The 19,207-nt window shown below is 62.0% G+C and carries 16 protein-coding genes; 7 read left to right on the top strand and 9 right to left on the bottom strand.

The annotated features are described in order from the left end of the window. Positions 1 to 9: 9 nt before the first annotated feature. Positions 10 to 2,214 (bottom strand): choice-of-anchor L domain-containing protein, encoded by a 2,205-nt coding sequence (locus tag KIT10_13140; protein MCW5900206.1) that lies wholly within the window; start codon positions 2,212 to 2,214, stop codon positions 10 to 12. Beyond that, positions 2,214 to 4,856, bottom strand: a complete 2,643-nt coding sequence (locus KIT10_13135; protein ID MCW5900205.1) for a choice-of-anchor L domain-containing protein — start codon at positions 4,854 to 4,856, stop codon at positions 2,214 to 2,216. The genes KIT10_13140 and KIT10_13135 overlap by 1 nt, the downstream gene beginning before the upstream one ends. A 147-nt stretch (positions 4,857 to 5,003) precedes the next feature. On the opposite strand from KIT10_13135, the gene KIT10_13130 reads away from it, so the two are divergent. The 3 genes from KIT10_13130 (at position 5,004) to KIT10_13120 (ending at position 7,815) form a co-directional block, all read left to right on the top strand. After that, positions 5,004 to 6,380, top strand: a complete 1,377-nt coding sequence (locus KIT10_13130; GenBank protein MCW5900204.1) for a dipeptidase — start codon at positions 5,004 to 5,006, stop codon at positions 6,378 to 6,380. A gap of 65 nt (positions 6,381 to 6,445) precedes the next feature. Beyond that, positions 6,446 to 7,273: a class I SAM-dependent methyltransferase gene (locus KIT10_13125; GenBank protein ID MCW5900203.1), complete on the top strand. Its 828-nt coding sequence runs from the start codon at positions 6,446 to 6,448 to the stop codon at positions 7,271 to 7,273. Positions 7,274 to 7,359: 86 nt separating this feature from the next. After that, the gene (locus KIT10_13120) at positions 7,360 to 7,815 is read left to right on the top strand and encodes an LEA type 2 family protein (protein MCW5900202.1); all 456 of its coding nucleotides are present in this window, start codon (positions 7,360 to 7,362) and stop codon (positions 7,813 to 7,815) included. Here KIT10_13120 and KIT10_13115 read toward each other — a convergent pair. Further along, positions 7,801 to 8,325 carry a hypothetical protein gene (locus KIT10_13115; GenBank protein MCW5900201.1) on the bottom strand — a complete coding sequence of 175 codons (525 nt, stop codon included), beginning with the start codon at positions 8,323 to 8,325 and terminating at the stop codon, positions 7,801 to 7,803. The genes KIT10_13120 and KIT10_13115 overlap by 15 nt on opposite strands. A 52-nt stretch (positions 8,326 to 8,377) precedes the next feature. Here KIT10_13115 and KIT10_13110 point away from each other — a divergent pair, with 52 nt between their 5' ends. From KIT10_13110 to KIT10_13095, 4 genes are read left to right on the top strand one after another with little or no spacing between them, the layout of a single operon-like run. After that, positions 8,378 to 10,408, top strand: coding sequence for a thioredoxin domain-containing protein (locus KIT10_13110; protein MCW5900200.1), 2,031 nt, complete (start codon positions 8,378 to 8,380; stop codon positions 10,406 to 10,408). Then, positions 10,405 to 11,301, top strand: a complete 897-nt coding sequence (locus KIT10_13105) for a hypothetical protein (GenBank protein ID MCW5900199.1) — start codon at positions 10,405 to 10,407, stop codon at positions 11,299 to 11,301. Before KIT10_13110 ends, KIT10_13105 begins: the two co-directional genes overlap by 4 nt. Before the next feature lie 10 nt (positions 11,302 to 11,311). Further along, positions 11,312 to 11,809, top strand: coding sequence for a hypothetical protein (locus KIT10_13100; protein MCW5900198.1), 498 nt, complete (start codon positions 11,312 to 11,314; stop codon positions 11,807 to 11,809). Between the two features lie 44 nt (positions 11,810 to 11,853). Next, positions 11,854 to 12,291: a hypothetical protein gene (locus KIT10_13095; protein MCW5900197.1), complete on the top strand. Its 438-nt coding sequence runs from the start codon at positions 11,854 to 11,856 to the stop codon at positions 12,289 to 12,291. Between the two features lie 16 nt (positions 12,292 to 12,307). Here KIT10_13095 and tsaB read toward each other — a convergent pair whose 3' ends face one another. The 6 genes from tsaB to KIT10_13065 form a co-directional block, all read right to left on the bottom strand. After that, complete coding sequence (gene tsaB / locus KIT10_13090; protein ID MCW5900196.1) at positions 12,308 to 12,985, bottom strand: tRNA (adenosine(37)-N6)-threonylcarbamoyltransferase complex dimerization subunit type 1 TsaB; 678 nt, start codon at positions 12,983 to 12,985, stop codon at positions 12,308 to 12,310. Between the two features lie 151 nt (positions 12,986 to 13,136). Continuing rightward, complete coding sequence (locus tag KIT10_13085; protein ID MCW5900195.1) at positions 13,137 to 13,436, bottom strand: SCP2 sterol-binding domain-containing protein; 300 nt, start codon at positions 13,434 to 13,436, stop codon at positions 13,137 to 13,139. A 142-nt stretch (positions 13,437 to 13,578) separates the two neighbouring features. Continuing rightward, positions 13,579 to 15,129, bottom strand: a complete 1,551-nt coding sequence (locus tag KIT10_13080; GenBank protein ID MCW5900194.1) for an acyl-CoA dehydrogenase family protein — start codon at positions 15,127 to 15,129, stop codon at positions 13,579 to 13,581. Positions 15,130 to 15,152: 23 nt separating this feature from the next. Then, positions 15,153 to 15,950, bottom strand: coding sequence for an SDR family oxidoreductase (locus KIT10_13075; GenBank protein ID MCW5900193.1), 798 nt, complete (start codon positions 15,948 to 15,950; stop codon positions 15,153 to 15,155). Continuing rightward, positions 15,947 to 17,380 carry an aldehyde dehydrogenase family protein gene (locus KIT10_13070; GenBank protein ID MCW5900192.1) on the bottom strand — a complete coding sequence of 478 codons (1,434 nt, stop codon included), beginning with the start codon at positions 17,378 to 17,380 and terminating at the stop codon, positions 15,947 to 15,949. The genes KIT10_13075 and KIT10_13070 overlap by 4 nt, the downstream gene beginning before the upstream one ends. Further along, entirely contained in the window at positions 17,377 to 19,071 is a 1,695-nt protein-coding gene (locus tag KIT10_13065) for an AMP-binding protein (GenBank protein ID MCW5900191.1), read from the bottom strand. The genes KIT10_13070 and KIT10_13065 overlap by 4 nt, the downstream gene beginning before the upstream one ends. Between the last annotated feature and the right edge of the window lie 136 nt (positions 19,072 to 19,207).

Raw genomic sequence — 19,207 nt, 5'->3', positions numbered from 1 at the left:
ATCGGGCGCTTACCAGCGATTGCGCAGAATGGTCAGGTGACCGGTCTTCGCTTCCCGGTTCCGCACGAGCACTTCGTAGTAGTAGGTGCCATCGGGCACGTTCAACGCGGCCCAGTTGTTCTGGTAGTTCTTGGCGTCCAGGATCAGCTGGCCCCAGCGGTTGAAGATGCGTACGGTGTTCTCCTGGTTGCCGAGGCCCGCGATCACGAAGAAATCGTTGATGCCGTCGCCGTTCGGCGTGAAAACGTTCGGCACTTCCACCTCACATTCGATGGTGATGGTGGCGGCGATGGTGGCCGATCCGCCACAGGCGTCGGTCACGGTCACCGCGGCCAGCCCGCTGTTCTGCAGACCCACCCAGATGAAGGGATCGGTGGCGCCGTTGTACCACTCGTAAGCATAGGGCTGCAGACCACCGGTCGCGGACACGAAGATCTCCGCGCTGTCCGGGCTGCATTCGGAAAGGATGTTGTTGATCTCCAGCACCAGGGGTGGCACATCGATGATGGTGAAGGTGACCGATGCCGTCACCGTCTGTCCGCAGGGGTTGGTGTAGGTGCCGGTGATGGTCACCGTTTCATTGCCTTCGATGATCTGGTCCGCGAAGGGGTTGAAGTTGAAGATCACGTTCTGCTGCCCTGCGGGGATGGTCACCGTGGGCGGCAGGCTGTAATCCTCGCCTTGCGTGGCCGTGCCTGAGCCCGTGAGCGTAATTACCAGATCGCCCGTGGTGCTGGAAGGACGTATGATGTTGTATTGCCCGGTGCCACATCCTTCAAGCACATCAGCGCTGCCGATGATGTTCATCACCAGGGGCGGCGCGGGAAGCAGGACCACCTCATAATCCAGGGTCACCTGCGATCCGCAGAAGTCCGTCACGGTCACAGTGTAGGTGGTGGTGGCGGTGGGCGATACGGATATGGACGGTGTGTCCTCTCCGCCTGGGGCCCAACTGATGCCATATGGCTCCAAACCACCACCCGCCGTTGCCGTCAGCGTGATGTTCTCCCCGCATAGGATGCTGCCACCCGTGCCTGTCACCTGCAGGTCCGGCAGCTGGTCAATGATGAACTCGAAGCTGTTGGTGGCGAGGTTGCCGTTGCAGTCCAGCGCCGCGATGTTGATGATGAAGGTCTCGGGGCCATCGGGATCCAGCGGTGCTTCGAAGGGTATCGTGATGGAGGAGACACCGGGTCCGAACACGATCTCGTCCGGCAGGGGAGGAACGATGTCCACACCGTTCTCAGCCGTACCCTCGTAGGAGAGGTACACGACATCCTCCTCATTCTCGTTGCATGAGGTCCTGCGGAATACGATATCCAGCTCGATGCAACTTTCATAGATGATGTTGCCCACAATGGTGGGGCCTGGGGTTATCTCCGGCACATAGGGCACACTGGAGAAGCTGCCAGCCTCCAGGAACACTCCGCTGTCGAAGGCCGTATCCAAAGCATCGCCGATGGCGAGTTTGATATGGTAGGTCTCCCCGCACTGCACCACCGCCGTGGCCGTGAGCACCACGGTCATGCCATCATAGACCAGCTGTCCGCCCGTACCGTTGTCGATGTAGTACTGCGGATTCTGGGCGGGGCAACCGGGTGAGTTGGGGTTGTTGTTCAGGCCGTTGTTCACGTTGTTGATGGTCACCGGTGTGGTGGTACCGGGGATCAGCGCGATGTTGGCCGAATTGTTCGAATAGGGACCAGTGATGCCCGGACCGCTCAGAAAGAAACCGAAAGCATCGTTGAAGCTGCATACCCACTCGGGATACTCCTCTGATGCGAACACGTAACGGAAGCGGATCGTGTCACCAGTGGGGATGAAGTCGAACTCCAGGACGGACCTGTCATTGATACCCACCCCCGCGATGGCCACCAGGTCAGGGTCACTGCCAGTGCCCAGGAAGTCGCTCTGGAATCCTGATGCCGGCCCGGGGATGTTCTGCACATTGCCCGAAGACAGGATGATGCCCTGACCAAGACCCAGGTTGGTGTTGATCGAGTTGAACGAACCCCGGCCATTGCCCGCCGGCGGGTTGGCGGTTCCGTTGTAGGTCACGTTGCTCACGGTCACGCAGGAACCGACGAGCACATCGGTCACCAATTGTTGCACGGTAAGATTCGTGCTCACCTGCAACTGGGCGTGGGCCGTGCCCATCCCCATGGCCATCATGATGACCGCACCTGCCTTCTGCTTCAAGTCCATGTTGTTCATCAGTATTGGGAACCAGCGATCAAGGTCACATGGCCATAACCCTCCACAGCCGGGAAGTAATGGCCCTTCGCCCTGTACATGTATACATAAACCCCCGTCACGGGATCACCCGAACCGTTGACACGGCCGTCCCATTGGATGGTCATGTCCTTGGTGTTGAAGACCTCGATGCCCCAGCGGTCGAAGATGGTCATCTCGAACTCGTCGATGTAATGGCCGATCGGGCCGAAGAAGTCGTTGATGCCATCACCGTCCGGCGTGAACGCGTTGGGGAAGTAGATGTGCGCCGGGGCGCGCAAAAGTACCGAATCCACTCCGGTGCATCCCGTGGGCGTGGTGATCCACAGGGTCACCCAATGGTCCTCCAGGTCGTAATAGCTGTGCACCACTTCCTTGCCGCGGTAGCGCGTGCCGTCACCCATGTCCCACAGCCAGGTCTCGGCGAAGGGCAATGTGGCGGCCTGCAGGTACCAGTCGTCCTGGCCCTGGTTGGTCACCACGATGCTGGTGAATACGTACTCCACATCGATCCGCACGCGCTTGGTGATCTGCTCCCCGCATTGGTCGGTCACGGTCACCACGTACTCGGTCAACTGGTCGGGTTCCACCACCATGATGGGGTCGGTGAAGTTCAGGCCGTGCCAGTCGATGAAGTAGTAGCCCGATCCACCCGACACCTGGGCGTGCAAGGTGATGTCGTCACCGGCACAAATGGTCTGGTCCGGTGTGAGTTCCAGCACAAACGGATCGTATATCGGCAGGTATACGGTGATCGATGCCGAGCCCTGGTTCTGGCACTGGTCGGTGGCCGTAAGCGTGTAGGTATGGCTGCCGTCCACGTTCACCGTCAGTTCCGAGGTGGTGCCGATGGTCTGTCCGATCTGGTTGGTCCAGGCCAGGCTGTAGACCCCATTGCCGCCGATGATGTTGGCCACCTCCAGCGTGGTGGGATCGCCGGAGCAGATCACCGTCTGGTAGGGGTTCAGGGTGACCTCCACATCGGGCAATGGCACAGTGCTGACAAGCACGCTGTCCTGGATGGAGGTGCCGCAGCCGTCGGTCACCGTTACCACATACCAGGTGGGCGGGCTTGAAGGCACGTCGATCGTGGCCGTGTTGCCCACCACCAAGCCATTCAGCGTCCACTGGTACGTGAAGTTGTTGTCGCCACCGGAAGCATTGATCACGCTGATCGGGCCGGTGCTCATGCAGTCCACCTCCGTGGGTGGGCTCACCTCGATGTCCAACGGCGGATAGACCGGGAGGGTGATGGTGAAATTGCCCTGCACCGGCAGTACGCCACAGACATCACCCACCTCCACGGTGTAGGTGGTGGTCACCCCAGGTGACACTGTGATCGTCGGCGTGGTCTCCCCGGTGCTCCAGAGAAAGGTGTACTGACCCAGGCCACCCGTGACCGTGGGAGCCAGTACATGGGATTGCCCGCAGATGGAGTTGAGGTTGTTGGTGGCCACATTGATCGGTGGCGCCGTGTCGATGTTGAAGGTGAACACGGTCTCCACGATGATGTTGGCGCATTCGATCAGGGAGGTGATGGCGATGATGATCGTCTCCGGCCCGTCGCCATCGAAGGGAATGTCCAGGAAGAGACTTACCGTCTCCTCGCCCACCGGGAAGACCAACTGATCCGGGATGGGCGGGAAATAGTCCACACCGGGCGTGGCCGTGCCGCTGATGACCAGGTCGGCGATCAGTTCCTCATTGAGGTCCCCAAGGCGGGTGAACACGAGCTCATAGGGTCCGCAGCCTTCGAGCATCACATTGCCTGGCATCACCCCGAAGGACTCTTCCAGCGAGGGGATCACGTTGCCTGTGCTGGTGAAGCTGCCTGCTTCCAGGAAAACGCCACTGTCGAAGGCCGTGTCCAAAGCATCGCCGATGGCGAGCTTGATGTGGTAGGTGGCGCCGCACTCCACCAAGGCGAATGCGGTCAGCACCACCGTCATGCCATCGTATACCACCTGCCCACCGAAACCGTTGTTGATGTAGAACTGCGGGTTCTGCGCCGGGCACCCGGGGGCGTTGGGGTTGTTGTTCAGTCCGTTGTGCACATTGTTGATCGTCACCGGAATGGCGGTACCGGGGATGAGCGCGATGTTGGCGGCATTGTTCGAGTAGGGTCCGGTGATGCCGGGCCCACTGAGGAAGAAGCCGAAGGCGTCGTTGAAGCTGCAGATCCATTCCGGGTACTCTTCGGATCCGAACACGTACCGGAAGCGCAGCGTGTCACCGATGGGAATGAAGTCGAACTCCAGCACCGCCTTGTCATTGATCGCCGAATTCGAGATGGCCACCAGGTCTGGGTCACTGCCGGTATTCAGCCAATCACTCTGGAAGCCCGAGGCCGGAGCGGCCACGTTCTGGGCGAATCCCGAACACAGGATCACCCCAGCCTCCAAGCCCAGATTCGTATTGATGGCGGTGAATGAACCCGATCCTGCTTGGCCGCCGGGCGGGCTGGGCACCCCGTTGTACGTGACGTTGAAGGCCTGCACCCCATTGCCCAGCAGGATATCCTGCACCAACTGGTTGGGCGTGAGCGCGGTGGAGACGTTCATCTGGCCTTGCGCATGGGCGGCCCACAGAAGGGGCAGGAAGCCCAGAAGATGGCGATAGGTCATGGTTGCGCGAAAGTGGAAAGGTGAAGGTAGGGTTTGTCGTCGGAACAGTAGACCCACGGGGGTGGCCAAAGGTTGCCCCAAGGGGCCAGGGCGTTCCGGGCGCATCATGGCGGCTATCTTCGCCACCCACCGAAAACCCAGCCGCCCGTGCAACAACTGGATACCTACATCGAGACCAACAGGGACCGCTTCCTCAACGAACTCCTCGACCTGCTGCGCATCCCCAGCGTGAGCGCCGACCCCAAGTACAAGGCCGATGTGGCCCGCTGCGCCGAAGCGGTGAAACAGCGCATGGAGGAGGCCGGCCTGGACCGGGTGGAGGTCTGCCCCACCGCCGGGCACCCCATCGTGTACGGCGAAAAGATCGTCGACCCCAAGCTGCCCACCGTGCTGGTCTATGGCCACTACGATGTGCAGCCGCCCGACCCCTTGGACCTCTGGCACAGCGGCCCATTCGACCCGGTGATCAAGGACGGCATGATCTACGCCCGTGGCAGTGCCGACGACAAGGGTCAGTTCTACATGCATGTGAAGGCCATCGAGGCCATGATGCGGAACGGCGGCCTGCCCTGCAACGTGAAGGTGATGATCGAGGGAGAGGAGGAGGTGGGCAGCGACAACCTGGGGCTTTTCGTCAGCGCCAACAAGGCGAAACTCGCGGCTGATGTGGTGCTGATCAGCGACACCAGCATGATCGCCAACGACGTGCCCAGCATCAACACCGGACTGCGGGGCCTGAGCTATGTGGAGGTGGAGGTCACCGGTCCGGACCGCGACCTGCACAGCGGGGTGTACGGCGGTGCCGTGGCCAACCCCATCAACGCCTTGTGCGAGATGATCGCCAGCCTGCACGATGCCGACCGCCGCATCACCATCCCGGGCTTTTACGATGCCGTGCAGGAATTGAGCGCCGCCGAGCGCAAGGCCCTGGCCGAAGCACCCTTCGATGAACAGGTATTCATGAAGGACCTCGGCATCGATGCCGTGCGCGGCGAGAAGGGCTACACCAGCGAGGAGCGCAGCACCATCCGGCCCACGCTGGACGTGAACGGCATCTGGGGCGGCTACATCGGCGAGGGCGCCAAAACGGTGCTGCCCTCGAAGGCCTACGCCAAGATCAGCATGCGCCTGGTGCCCGACCAGAAGAGCGGTGCCATCACCAAGCTTTTCAAGGACCATTTCGAGAAGATCGCCCCGCCGGGCGTGAAGGTGGTGGTGAGGCCCCACCATGGTGGTGAAGCGGCCGTCACACCCATCGACAGCCCTGCCTATCTGGCCGCCAGCAAAGCCATGGAGGAGACCTTCGGCAAAAAGCCCATCCCCACCCGCGGCGGCGGCTCCATCCCCATCGTGGCGCTCTTCGAGGAAGAACTTGGGCTGAAGACCGTACTCTTCGGCTTCGGGCTCGACAGTGACAACATCCACAGCCCCAACGAGAAGTACGGCGTGTTCAACTACTTCCAGGGCATCCGCTCCATCCCGCGCTTCTTCCACCACTATGCGGGAATGATGAACGGTGCCTGATCGCGGAGCGAGATGCGGCACCACCCATTGGGCGCGGCCCAGGCGGTCCTTCATACCACAAGGCGATGGATCCGCTGAGCAGAGCGACCAACCTTCAGCGCAAGGACGACGGCATCCATTACGCCAAGGTCCAGTCCCGTGTGTCCTATCCTGAAGACGGCAATGACGATTACTTGCGGATCGAGGATCGATCCTTCTGGTTCCGCCACCGCAACGACATCATCATCGCCGCGATCCGCAACTTCCATGGCGGTGGGGCTTTCTTCGACATCGGCGGAGGCAACGGTTTCGTTGCGAAAGGGATCCAGGACGCCGGGTACCCGGTGGTCCTGGTCGAACCCGGTCCATCCGGAGCACGAAATGCCAAGGCCCGGGGAATAGAACATGTGGCCTGCTCCACCTTGCAGGACGCCGGCTTCCCGCCGGAGCGCATGGAGGCGATGGGATTGTTCGATGTGCTGGAACACATCGAGGATGACCTTGGCTTTCTGAAGCTGGCCCATGGCCACCTGAAGCCGGGCGGCAGGATCTACATCTCGGTGCCCGCCTATGGGTTCCTTTGGTCCAACGAGGACGAGCAGGCCGGTCATTTCCGGCGATACACCCTGGGCGAACTCAGAAAAGTGCTGACGAATGCCGGATTCAGCATGACCTACGGCACCTATTTCTTTTCCCCACTGCCCCTGCCCATTTTCCTCATGCGCTCCATCCCCAGCAGACTGGGATCACGCCGCGGACCCAGCGACCGGAAGACCCTGGACCAGGAGCACCGGACCGGGTCAGGTCCCCTGGACCGGGTCATGCGCGCGGTCTGGGCCTGGGAGAAGAACAGGGTGGCGAAATGCCGCAGGATCCCTTTCGGCAGCAGTTGTTTCATGGTGGCCACCAAATGATGCGACGCGAACGCAGCGGCACGGACCTTGCCGACCGCCTCCCTCCGCCCGCTGCGGACCGATACACCCGGTTCCCCCTCCCCCGTATGCGTGACCTGACCCTCCTGGTGATCGCCGTGCTCCTTTCCGGCTGCCTTTCCTATAAGGAAGTGGCCATGCACGACATCGTGGACGTGGACCTGAAGAAGCTGGACAGCAAGGGCGTTTCGCTCATCGCGCTGGTGAAACTGGAGAATCCGAACGGCTACAGGATCCACGTGAAGGACCCCGACGTGGACCTTTACCTCAATGGCACGTACGTGGGCAAGGGCTACCTGGACACCAACCTGGTGCTGCCCCGGCGCAGCAACGAGATACACCGCGTGCCGCTCCACGCCGAATTCAAAGGTTTGAACCTGCTGATGGTGATGCTGGGCAGCGCGCTCAGCGGGGAGGCCACCATCGGGGCGAAAGGCACTGTGTTGGGGCAGGCCGGACTGCTGCGGAAGCGCTATCCCTTTGAGGTGGAGGAGACCGTGGAACTGGGGTCACTGGCCCGATAGAACCGCCTCCCAACGTACGATCACCGGTACGCCCAAGAGCCCATCAGCCTGCGAGATCCGGATGGTATGGCCCACTTGGTCGTGCCGATCGCGGTAGCGTGAACGCGCCAGCACGAGTTCGTCCAAGTGGCCATCCACGAAGAAGTAGACATACCGGGTACGGCCCCCTTCCACATGGTCCACCCGATGGTCGCTGTACGTGGCCGGGCCGTGGCCGAGGAAGTTCAGCCACAGCAGCAAGCTGGTCAGCAGTGGCCCCGCAGCCAGCAGATTGAACAGGAACCACTCCAAGCGCTCCATGCCCAGGCGAAATCCCGATCTGGCATAGGGCATCAAATTGCCAATGAAACAGAGCACCAACAGCACCCGCAGCAAGGTGGAAGGTCGGATCAGGGTCCAGGAGGCCACCGTGAAGAAGCTCACCACCGCGACGAACAGACCCAAACCCATGAGCGTGCTTGGCCAGGACTGCTCCCGCACCCCGCCCTTCACCGGCTTCTGTTGATGCATGGGGCGCCGGGCACGGACCGGCCGCCATGGGGCGGGCTTCCTTTGTTCCATCATGATGGCCCGGCAAAATACCGCCGCCCGCCCTGCCAACCGCCTGGCGCAGGAAAGCAGCCCCTACCTGCTGCAGCACGCGCACAACCCGGTGGACTGGTATCCCTGGGGCGAGGAGGCATTCGACAAGGCGCATGACGAGGGCAAGCTGGTGCTGGTGAGCGTGGGCTACAGCAGCTGCCACTGGTGCCATGTGATGGAGCGCGAATGCTTCGAGGACGAGGCCATCGCCCGGCTGATGAACTCCCACTTCGTCTGCATCAAGGTGGACCGGGAGGAACGGCCCGACGTGGACCAGGTGTACATGACCGCCGTGCAGCTGATGACCCAGCGCGGGGGCTGGCCACTGAACTGCTTCACCCTACCCGATGGCCGCCCGGTATACGGTGGCACCTACTTCCCGCCCGCCACGTGGACCAAGGTGCTCACCGACCTGCACGACACCTGGCAGCGCGAACCCGAACGCGTGAGGGCCTATGCCACCCGCCTCACCAAGGGCGTGGAGGCCGCCACGCTGGTGGATCCCGTGCCTACCGAGGACTTCCACCGGGGCGACCTGGAGGCCATGGTGGCCAACTGGGAACCGCATTTCGACCATGTGCACGGTGGGCCCGACAAAGCGCCCAAATTCCCCCTGCCCAACAACTATCAGTACCTGCTGCGCTACGCCTGGCTCACCAACGACCGCGCCCTGAAGCGGCACGTGGATCTCACGCTGGACAAGATGGCCCTAGGCGGCATCTTCGACCATGTGGGCGGAGGCTTCGCACGCTACAGCACCGATGTGCTCTGGAAGGTGCCGCACTTCGAGAAGATGCTCTACGACAACGCCCAGCTGGTGTCGCTCTACAGCCAGGCGTATCAGGCGTTCAGGAAGCCCTTGTACCGTTATACCGTGGAACGGACTCTTGAATTCCTCTTCCGTGACATGCACGGTGCGGACGGCGCGTTCTTCAGCGCCTTGGATGCCGACACCGAGGGCAAGGAGGGCAAGTACTACGTGTGGTCCAAGGACGAGTTGATGGCCCAGCTGGGGGCGGAATTCGACCTGGCGGCGGCCTACTACAACGTGAACGAACGCGGCCATTGGGAGCACGGCGACCACATCCTGCTGCGCCAAAAGGACGATGCGGCCTTCGCGGCGGAGTTCGGCATCGCCGAGGAGGAACTCCGTCAACGTGTGTCTTCCATCAATGGTCGGCTGCTGGAAGCACGCAACAAGCGGGCACGGCCGGGGCTCGATGACAAAGCCCTTGTGAGCTGGAACGCCCTGATGGTGCACGGCCTGTGTGATGCCTATGAGGTGTTCGGCAAGGGGGAATGGCTGGCCGCCGCCGAGCACACCATGGAACTGCTGCTGGGCACCTGCCGACGCCCCAACGGCGGTCTGTGGCACAGCCTTAAGCAAGGCAAGGCCACCATCAACGGCTACCTGGAGGACTACTGCTTCACCATCGAGGCACTGTTGGCGTTGTACGGCGTCACCTTCAAGGAGCGCTGGATCACCGAGGCACAAGCGTTGGCGGAGCATGCCATCCGGCATTTCCACGACGAAGCCAACGGGCTGTTCCACTTCACCAGTGACCTGGACCCGCCATTGATCACCCGGCCGCGCGAGATGCACGACAATGTGATCCCCGCCTCCAACAGCAGCATGGCCAAAGCGCTCCACGGGCTGGGCACCCTGCTCGACGAGGAGCGCTATCTCGCCATGAGCCGGCGCATGCTGGGCACCGTGGCTGACGACCTGGCAGGCTACCCCAGCGGCCACAGCAACTGGGCGCAACTCATGCTCATGCACGTGTTCCCCTGCCCGGAGATCGCCATCACCGGCCCGGAAGCCCTGCGTTTGCGCGGGGAATTCGCCGCACACTACCTGCCGAACCGGGTCTTTCTGGGTGGTAACAAGCGAAGTGATCTCCCGCTGTTGAAGGACAGGTTCCTGCCTGCCAGCACGATCTTTGTCTGCGTGGACAAGTCCTGCCAATTGCCTGTCCCCACGGTGGAAGAAGCCTTGAAGCAAATAACATGAAACGCCTGCTCCTCCTTCCACTTTTGACCTCGGTCACGCTGTTGCCGGCGCAGGTGGTGCTCATCCAGCCCGGCCCGGACGACCCCGGAGAACTGCGATTCAACCCGCAGTTCATCGCACGCAACCGCATCCACACCATCACGGGCGAACAATCGGTGAAACGGGACAACCGGCCCATGCTGGCCAAGCCGGAAAAACATGTGTACCGATTCGATGAGCAGGGACGAACGGCCTATTCCAACCACAGCTTCGGGCAGCCTGGCAGCGGCCGCGACACAGCCTCCACCATGTTCACCTTCGACGAGCAAGGCGACCTGGTGCGCCGCCTTCGGAACGACCTCAGCGGCTACTTCGGCTTCGACGTGGTACGCGATGAACAGGGTCGACCCGTGCGCGAGACCTTCACCCGCATCGAGAATCTCAGCACCAACCGCTACGAATTGAGGCCGGGGGCCATCACCGAGATCAGCGACGAGCACTTCCGCTACGAAACGGTGAATGACACCGTGTGGAAACGCATGTACATCAACAGCCTGGGCCTGCCCTACCGCGAGCAGACGCATACCAGCGACCGGCTGGGCTATCTCCGCAGCATCGAGGACCGCTACCTGGTGAACAACCGGCGTTCGCGCATCACCTTCGACTACGACGAAAAGGGCCGGCTGGCGGGGCGCACCGAACAACCCGACCTCTCCCAGCCACGCACCCTGCGCCGCACCTGGAAGTACGATGCGGCGGGCAATGTCACCGATGGCGCGCTTTTCCACGACGACAAACAGATCAACCGCGACGAATACCTCTACGAGGAGAATGGCATGCTGAAAGCGCGGTTGACGCTGGATATCGGAACGAACAACATCGAAGTACTGCGCTTCCGCACGGAGCGGCGCTGAACGCCATCGGATGCGCCTCGCATCGCTCATCGCCCTGCTGCTTCCCTGCCTCCTGCAGGCACAGTCCACCGTGATCCACTGGGCCTACGGGCCGTTCGGGCAGGTCGGTGACGCCGCCTTCATCGTGGAGCGCGGCCGCATCCACACGGCCTCGGGTCCCTTCGGCCAGAAAGGCCCCTGCATCTTCGTGTTCAACGACACGGAGGTCTACCACAGCGCCGACCCCTTCGGCGGTCGCGGCCAGGGCGCCTTCCTGGCCGATGGCGGCCACCTGTACCGGTGCCATGGAAGCTTCTGCAACAAAGGCGGCTGCGCATTGATGCTGGAAGGCAACAAGGTGTTCCGCGGCGAAGGCCCCTTCTGCAACAAGAGCGAAGGCGCGTTCATCCTGGACGGGAACATGGTCCACCTGGCCGAAGGTCCCTTCGCCAACAAGAGCGACGCCATCCTGCAGGTTCGCGGCGATGTGCCCATGATCGCCCTGCTGGCGATCCTCGCCGGTCTGTGAGCCGCGCCGTGGTGCGTAACATTGCATCACAACACCGCCGCCGCATGCGCGCCACCCGTATTCCGATCCTGATATGTGCGATCCTATTCAGCGCCTGCGACAAGGACGAGAACGCCGCGCCGCGCCCACCCTTGGGCGACAATGGCCTCCTGGGGCAGGAACACCATTTCAAGGTGAAGGCCGACGAATGGAGCGCCTACGGCATACCGGGTGATGACACCCACGGATACGACGTGATCAAGACGGTGAACATCATCGACGAGGGGGTCCTCCAGAGCGGCACGGTGCGGGTCTACGTGAAGCGCTCCGCGAACAACTGGGCCGAGTTGCCCCTGCTGGCCCACCAAGGCGCGCCACTCGGACTGAACTGGCGCTTCGATAAAGGCGTTGGCAAAGTGCAGGTGATGATCGATCGTTACGGCGAGAAGTTCAGCCCGCCCGATCAGATGATGACCTTCAAGGTGGTGGTGTTCGCGAACTGAAGCGGAAGAGTCCCGATCACATCATCGCCTTGCCCACGGAGGCCCCCTTCCCATACACTGGCACCAGATAGGCCAGCTCATCGAAGCTGCCGGCCCGACAGCGTTTCTCGGCCAGCGGCAGCATGGCGGATGCGGTGGGGCGAATGCCGGGCAAGTGTGTGATACCTGCGCGTCCGGCCCAAGTTGGCGCGGCTTTGTCGGCGCCATCGCCGAACACCACGCGGGCCTCCGGCAGCGCGGCCCAGGCTTCGTCCAGGATCAACGGTGCGACATCGGCCAAGGCTTGGCCATCGGCATCGTATGGCTGCGCGAAGACCTCCATGCGCCGCGCATCGATCATGGGCCACAACGTGCCCTGCAGCTGTCCATGCGCGGTGCGTGCGGCTTGCACCAGCGCGGCCAGCGTAGAGATTCCGATGATGGGCTTGTCCAGCGCGTAGCACAAGCCCTTGGCGGCACTTAGTCCGATCCGCAGGCCCGTGTAGCTGCCCGGCCCAATGCCCACGGCCACGGCATCGAGGTCCTTCAGCGGCAGGCCCGCTTCTTCCATCACCTCGGCGATGAAGACGTTGACCTTCTCGGCGTGTGCGAGCTTCTCGCTGTCCACCTCGCGGATGGCCAACACCTGCCCATCACGGCCCAAGGCCACGGAGCAGAGCTTGGTGGCGGTCTCTATGGCGAGGAGGAGGGGCATCGGAGGAACAATTCACCGCAGGGCCGCGGAGACGCAAAGGTGCGCAGAGGTTGAGCAACAGCTTCCCGACCACGAAGGCAGCCAAGCATCCGGGTTCAACCTCCGCGTTCTCCGCGCCCCCGCTTCTCTGCGGTGATCGATACTCCCCTCCTCAGCTGTTGAAGATGGCCGGCAGCTTCATGGCCATGCTCATGTCGCCGCCGATCTTCACCTGGCCGCTCATCACCGCCGCCATCGGGTTCAGGTCGCCGGTGAGCAGTTGGTGGAACACATCGGCGGATACGGTAACCGTGCAGTCGGCGTCCTTCTTCTCCGTGGAGACGATATTGCCACTGCCGGTGCCGTCCACGTGCACGCTGTCGTCACCGAGGTCGAAGCGGATAGTGTTGCCCAGGGCTGCAGCGTTGGCGGCCTTCTGGTTCACGAGGGGGAGGATGTCGTTCAGGGTCATGGTTGTTGGGGTTTTCGTTTAGTGTTTCATACGATTATTGCACCCGTTCGTCGGCCCGATGGGTCGACAGTACAGGTGCACGGATGGAACTTGGCATTGACACATTCCATCCGCGTCATCTGCGCCATCTGCGGCTTGCATTTCATCCGAACACCGTTTGCAGTTTCATGGCCACGCCCATGTCGCCGCTGATCTTCAGCTTGCCGGTCATCATGGCGGTCATGGGGTTCAGCTTGCCTTTTGTGAGGGCGAGGAAGTCCTCCAGGCTCACCTTCACGGTGCAGTCGGCATCCTTGTCGTCGGCAGTGGCGATGTTGCTGTCGCCGGTGCCGTCCAGGAAGAGCTTGTGCTCGCCGAAGTCGAACTTGAGGGTCTTGCCGAGTGGCTTCTTCGTGGCCGAACGCTCGCGGACACCTTCCAGCAGGCGGTTGAAGTCGACACCATTGCCATTGCTGCTTGCATTAGCTGGAGCTGGTGTTGGTTCCGCAGCAGGCACAGCTTTCGGCGCAGCCGCCTTCGGGGCTTTCTCCGATGCACTGGCATAGCTCACCTCATCGATCACCATCTTGGCGATGATGTCCCGCATGATCTCGCTGGTGCCGCCGCCGATGGTGCCCACGCGGCTGTCGCGGAACATGCGGGCGATCTTGTACTCCTCCATGAAGCCATAGCCGCCGAAGTGTTGCAGGCAGGTGGTCATCACCTTGTCGCTGAGTTCGGTGGCAAGCAGCTTGGCCATGGAGCACTCCTTCACGGCGTAGTGGCCGTCGGCGTGCATGTGGCTGCAGTGGCGCACGAACTGCTTGGTGCTCTCGATCTCCGAGGCCATCTGCGCCACACGGTGACGTAATACCTGGAACTTGTTGATCGGGCGACCGAATGCTTCGCGGGCGGCCATGTACTCCAGGGTGTAGGTCAGTGCGCTTTCGCAGGCGGCATAGGCGCTGATGGCGCCGGCCAGTCGCTCCAGCTGCAGGCCGCCCATCAGGTAGTAGAAGCCCTGTCCCTCTTCACCGATGAGATTCTCGGCGGGCACCTTCACGTTGTCGAAGCCCAGCTCGGCGGTGTCGCTGGCATGCCAGCCCAGCTTCTTCAGCTTGGTGGTGGTGATGCCCGGCAGGTCCTTGTCGATCACCAGCAGGCTTACCCCACCGGCACCGGCCTTGGGGTCGGTCTTCACCACGGCCACGATGAAGTCGCCGTACACGCCGTTGGTGATGAAGGTCTTGCTGCCGTTCACCACGTAGTGGTCGCCCTGGCGCACGGCGGTGGTCTGAATGTTGGCCACGTCGCTGCCCGCGCCTGGTTCACTGATGCCGATGCAGCCCACCAGCTTCCCGCTGATGATGCCCGGCAGGTACTTCTTCTTCAGCGCATCGCTGCCATACTTCAGGATGTACGGGCTGCTCATGTACTGCACCACCAATTGGGTGATGGTGAAGCCGCCTGAGAAGACGCGCGAGGTCTCTTCGCAGAAGACTACGTCGTAGAAGAAGTCGAGCTCCATGCCCCCGTATTCCTTGGGGTAACCCAGACCGAGGAAGCCCATGTCGCCCATCTTCTTCCAGATGTCGCGCGGGATGCGGCCCTGTTCCTCCCAGATCTCGATGTGCGGCACCACTTCCTTCTGGAGAAAGGAGCGGAGGCTTTCGCGGAAGAGTTCATGTTCTTCGGTGAAGTAGTAGCTGTCCATGAAGGGTTGTCCGTTGTCAGGTATCAATTGTCGTTGGCCCGCGCAGTTTCGCGCCGCACCATCCATTGCTGCAACACGTAGGGCACCAATCGCCGGATCCCATGCAGGAAGCGCATGCGGGCGCCGGTGACGATGAAGGTGCTGCCCCTTACGAAACCACGCCAGACATCATCCGCCACCTCATCGGCGGTGGTCGCCGCCAGGCCATTGAAGGTCTTCGCATCGTCCATGTGTCCGGCGGTACGGAAGGCGGTGTCCTTGATCGCGGCCGGGCACACGGTGATGCACTTCACCCGGCTCTTCTTCAGTTCCAGTTCCTCCTGCAGGGCACGGCCGAACTGGTGCACGAAGGCCTTGGTAGCGGCATAGGTGTTCATGCGGGCCACGGGTTGGAAGGCGCTGTTGGAGGCGATCTGGATGATGGTGCCCGCATCGCGCTTCAGCATATCGTCCAGGAAGAGACGTGTGAGCCGGTAGGTGGCCAGCACATTGGTGTGGATCATCGCCTCTTCGCGTTCCACCGGGATGTCGCTCACATAACCGTAGGTGCCGAAGCCGGCATTGTTCACCAGCACATCCACGGCCCAGCCGTGCTGCGCGGACCAGTCGTACACGGACTGCGCGCTCTCCGGTTCGGAGAGATCGATGGCCATGAACTCCACCTGCGCATGGTCGATCTCCGTCTGCAAAGCGGCCTTGGACTTTATGAGCTCCTGCTCATCAAGCGCAACCCAAAGCAGGCGGTATCCGTCGCGTGCGAAGCGCTTTGACATGGCGTAGCCGATGCCGCTGGAACCGCCGGTGATCAATGCCGTCCTCATAGGCGTGACAGGCGCATGGCCCATTTGATGAAGAAGGGTTTGAAGGGCGGCTTCAGCGGCGCCAATGTGCCCCAGGTCCGCTTCTGGATGCCGCGCTCGTTGCTGAACTCCACGAACGAGCGGTGCCCACCGGCCTTGCCGATCCCACTGTTGTTGATCCCACCGAAGGGGACCATGGGATTCGATGTGGTGACCATCAGTTCATTGATCGCGGTGGTGCCGGCGGTGGTGGTGCGCAGCAGATACTCGGTGGCTTTTCGGTCGTGGCTGAGGATGTAAAGCGAGAGCGGACGCTCCAGTCGTGCGATCATCTGAGGCACCTCCTTGACATCGCGGTAGGTGAGCACCGGCAGCACGGGACCAAAGATCTCCTCCCGCATGACGCCCATGTCCGGTGTGACATCGATGAGCACATGCGGGTCGATGAAGCGCTCATCCTCGATCATGTCCCCGCCAATGGCGATGCGCGCGCCTTTCGCCACAGCGTCAACGATCAGTGCCTTCACCCGCTTGAAGTTGCGGCCATCGACCATGCGGCCATAGTCCTTCGCCCGCTTCAACCCCTGGCTTTGCGGGTCGTACATGCGGTCCACGGCCGATCGATAGGCCTTGAGGAAGTCCTCCAGCTCGCCATCGGGGATCAGGGCGTAGTCCGGTGCGATGCAGGTCTGCCCCTTGTTGAGCAGTTTGGCCCAGGCGATGTCGCGCGCGGCCTTGGTGATGTCATAGCTGTCGTGCACGATCACCGGCGATTTGCCGCCCAGTTCCAAGGTCACGCTCGTGAGGTGCTCGGCGGCGGCCTTCATCACGATCCTGCCCACGGCCGGGCTGCCGGTGAAGAAGATGTGGTGCCAGGGCTTGTTGAGCAGGGCGGTGGTGGTGGGCACATCGCCCTCCACAACGGCCACTTCGCGCTCGTCGAAGAGATCGCCGATCATCCGATCAATGAAGGCGGATGTGTGCGCCGAGATCTCCGAAGGCTTGATCAGCACGACGTTCCCGGCGGCGATGGCGTGGATCAGTGGCAGAACGGTGAGTTGCAGGGGATAATTCCATGGCGATATGATGAGCACATGCCCCTTCGGCTCGTACCGGGTCCACCCCTTCAGGCCGGCCATGGCCAGCGGTGTACCCGCCGGATGGTCTTTCACCCAGCCGTGCAGGTTGTCGTACACGTGCTTGCAGGCCACCAGGAAGGGGAGCAGCTCGATCACCCTGCTCTCCTCGGGGGCGCGTCCCAGGTCCTGCCGTAACGCGTCGGTCCACTCGGCCATGTGCCGTTCGTCCAGCAGGTAGCGCTCGATCTTCCGGATGCGGGTGATACGCTCCTTCACGCTGATCTCCTTGGCCAGTTGCAGGTTGGCGTCTGTGTGCTGCAGTGCGAAGAGCCGCTCGGCCTCTGAGATGTTGTGGAAACGTCCGTTGCTCATGCTTTGTCCCAGATGATGGTGGCGCTGTGGTTGTGCCAACCCAGGTAATGTTCCCCGTAGCGCGCGTCGATCTGCTCGCGGCGCACCTTCAGCGTGGGCGTGAGCAGTTGATTGTCCTCGCTCCATGTCTCCCGTGTGATGACAAGGGTCGAGATGCGCTCGTGGTTCGCCACGTCGGTATTGACCTTCTCCAAGTGCTCGGCCAGCACTGCCTGCATGGTGCTTCGGTCCGCCTTGAACGACGCGGCATTGAGGTTCACCAAAGCGATCGGCTGCGGGCAGGTCATGCCCACCAGGCACACCTGTTCGATGTGCGGGCAGGTGGACAACCGCTCCTCGATGGGATTGGGCACGATGAACTGTCCCTTGGCGGTCTTGAACGCATCGTTGATGCGGCCGGTGAGGTAGAGGAAACCCTTGTCGTCCATGTGGCCCTTGTCGCCACTGTGGATCCATCCATCGCGCAGCACCTGGGCGGTCATCTCCGGTTCCTTGTAATATCCCATCATCGCGTGCGGCGTCCTCATCAGGATCTCGCCGTTGTCCGGGTCGATGCGCACCTCGCAGAAGGGCACCACACGGCCCACGCTGTTCTCCGGTGTGTCGCGATCCACGCCGTTGCTGATGGACCCGCAGGCCTCGGTCATGCCGTAGCTCTCAATGAGGTGGATGCCCAGCTTGCGGAAGAAGCGCTTGATGTGCTTCGGTGTGATCGCGGCGCCGGTGGCCACGGTGCGCACATCGCGCATGCCCAGCCCCGTGCGGATCTTGTTGCGCACGATACCGCCGATCACCGGCAGGGAAAGCAGCATGCTGAGGCGTTTCTCAGGCATCCGCGACAGCACACCCTGGTGGAACTTGGTCCAGATGCGCGGCACCGCGAAGAGCATCGTGGGCTGTGTGTCCTGCAGGTTGTGGATGAACGTGTCGATGCTTTCGCCGAAGGATATGGTGCCACCGGATGCGAGACAGCTGATCTCCACACCGATGCGTTCGCCCACGTGGTTCAGTGGGAGGAAGCTGAAGTACTTCTGGTGCGGCACCTGGAAGATGCCGATGAAATTGGTGAGCCGTTCACCCCGGATGATCAGTGCCGGAGTGCGGTAGCTGTGCATCACACCTTTCGGGCTGCCCGTGGTGCCACTGGTGAAGAGGATGGTCCAGAGCTCATCGAGGGCAGGCTTGTGGATATCCTGCACGGGTTTCTGGGCTGCGATGAGCACATCCCATTCGTGACCAAGGTCCACTGTGGCATTGCCCGCGTAGTGCGGGAAGCGGATGCACGTGACACTGGGCGGCACCACTTCCGCCTTGTTGCCCCAGTGTTCCAGCTTGCCGATGAAGAGGGCCTTGATGTCGCTCTTGGCGATGAGGTCCGCAAGCGATGTCTTGGGCGTGCTGGCATAGAAGGGCACCGAGATGTAGCCGCCCATCATGATCGCCAGATCGGCGAGGATCCAGTGGTAGCAGTTCTTGGAGAGGATGCCGATGTGGTCGCCTTTCTGCAAGCCAAGCATACGCAACGCGCCGACCATGCGACGCGCGATGGTGCCTGCCTCCGCATAGGTGAACGTGTGCCACTCCCGGCCGTAGGGCTGCCGCAGGAATAGGGCGTCCGGCGTGGTCTTCTCCCAGTGAAGGAAGTCGTCCAGCGGAGTGCGGAGGTCCTGGTATAGGGCGTCGGTGTTCACCTCAGAAAAATGAAATGCGTGAAACCACAGAGGCACAGAGGACACAGAGCGGATCCGGATCCGCAGGAAACGGGGAAGGAGCGACTCGCCACTTGATCCAAGGGCATTTCTCCGTGCCCTCTGTGCCTCTGTGGTT

The sequence above is a fragment of the Flavobacteriales bacterium genome (assembly GCA_026129465.1).
Taxonomy (GTDB): domain Bacteria; phylum Bacteroidota; class Bacteroidia; order Flavobacteriales_F; family PHOS-HE28; genus PHOS-HE28.
Note: the sequence above shows the minus strand (reverse complement) of the source record. Positions and strands in the feature narration are given on the sequence as shown.

Excerpts from the sequence above, each read along its gene's own strand:
- KIT10_13085 (MCW5900195.1), bottom strand. The coding sequence starts at position 13,436 with ATGACCCTGAACGACATCCTCCCCCTCGTGAACCAGAAGGCCGCCAAC.
- KIT10_13070 (MCW5900192.1), bottom strand. The coding sequence starts at position 17,380 with ATGAGCAACGGACGTTTCCACAACATCTCAGAGGCCGAGCGGCTCTTC.
- KIT10_13120 (MCW5900202.1), top strand. The coding sequence starts at position 7,360 with ATGCGTGACCTGACCCTCCTGGTGATCGCCGTGCTCCTTTCCGGCTGC.
- KIT10_13140 (MCW5900206.1), bottom strand. The coding sequence starts at position 2,214 with ATGAACAACATGGACTTGAAGCAGAAGGCAGGTGCGGTCATCATGATG.
- KIT10_13105 (MCW5900199.1), top strand. The coding sequence starts at position 10,405 with ATGAAACGCCTGCTCCTCCTTCCACTTTTGACCTCGGTCACGCTGTTG.
- KIT10_13080 (MCW5900194.1), bottom strand. The coding sequence starts at position 15,129 with ATGGACAGCTACTACTTCACCGAAGAACATGAACTCTTCCGCGAAAGC.
- KIT10_13095 (MCW5900197.1), top strand. The coding sequence starts at position 11,854 with ATGCGCGCCACCCGTATTCCGATCCTGATATGTGCGATCCTATTCAGC.
- KIT10_13100 (MCW5900198.1), top strand. The coding sequence starts at position 11,312 with ATGCGCCTCGCATCGCTCATCGCCCTGCTGCTTCCCTGCCTCCTGCAG.
- KIT10_13135 (MCW5900205.1), bottom strand. The coding sequence starts at position 4,856 with ATGACCTATCGCCATCTTCTGGGCTTCCTGCCCCTTCTGTGGGCCGCC.
- tsaB (MCW5900196.1), bottom strand. The coding sequence starts at position 12,985 with ATGCCCCTCCTCCTCGCCATAGAGACCGCCACCAAGCTCTGCTCCGTG.
- KIT10_13110 (MCW5900200.1), top strand. The coding sequence starts at position 8,378 with ATGATGGCCCGGCAAAATACCGCCGCCCGCCCTGCCAACCGCCTGGCG.
- KIT10_13115 (MCW5900201.1), bottom strand. The coding sequence starts at position 8,325 with ATGCATCAACAGAAGCCGGTGAAGGGCGGGGTGCGGGAGCAGTCCTGG.
- KIT10_13125 (MCW5900203.1), top strand. The coding sequence starts at position 6,446 with ATGGATCCGCTGAGCAGAGCGACCAACCTTCAGCGCAAGGACGACGGC.
- KIT10_13075 (MCW5900193.1), bottom strand. The coding sequence starts at position 15,950 with ATGAGGACGGCATTGATCACCGGCGGTTCCAGCGGCATCGGCTACGCC.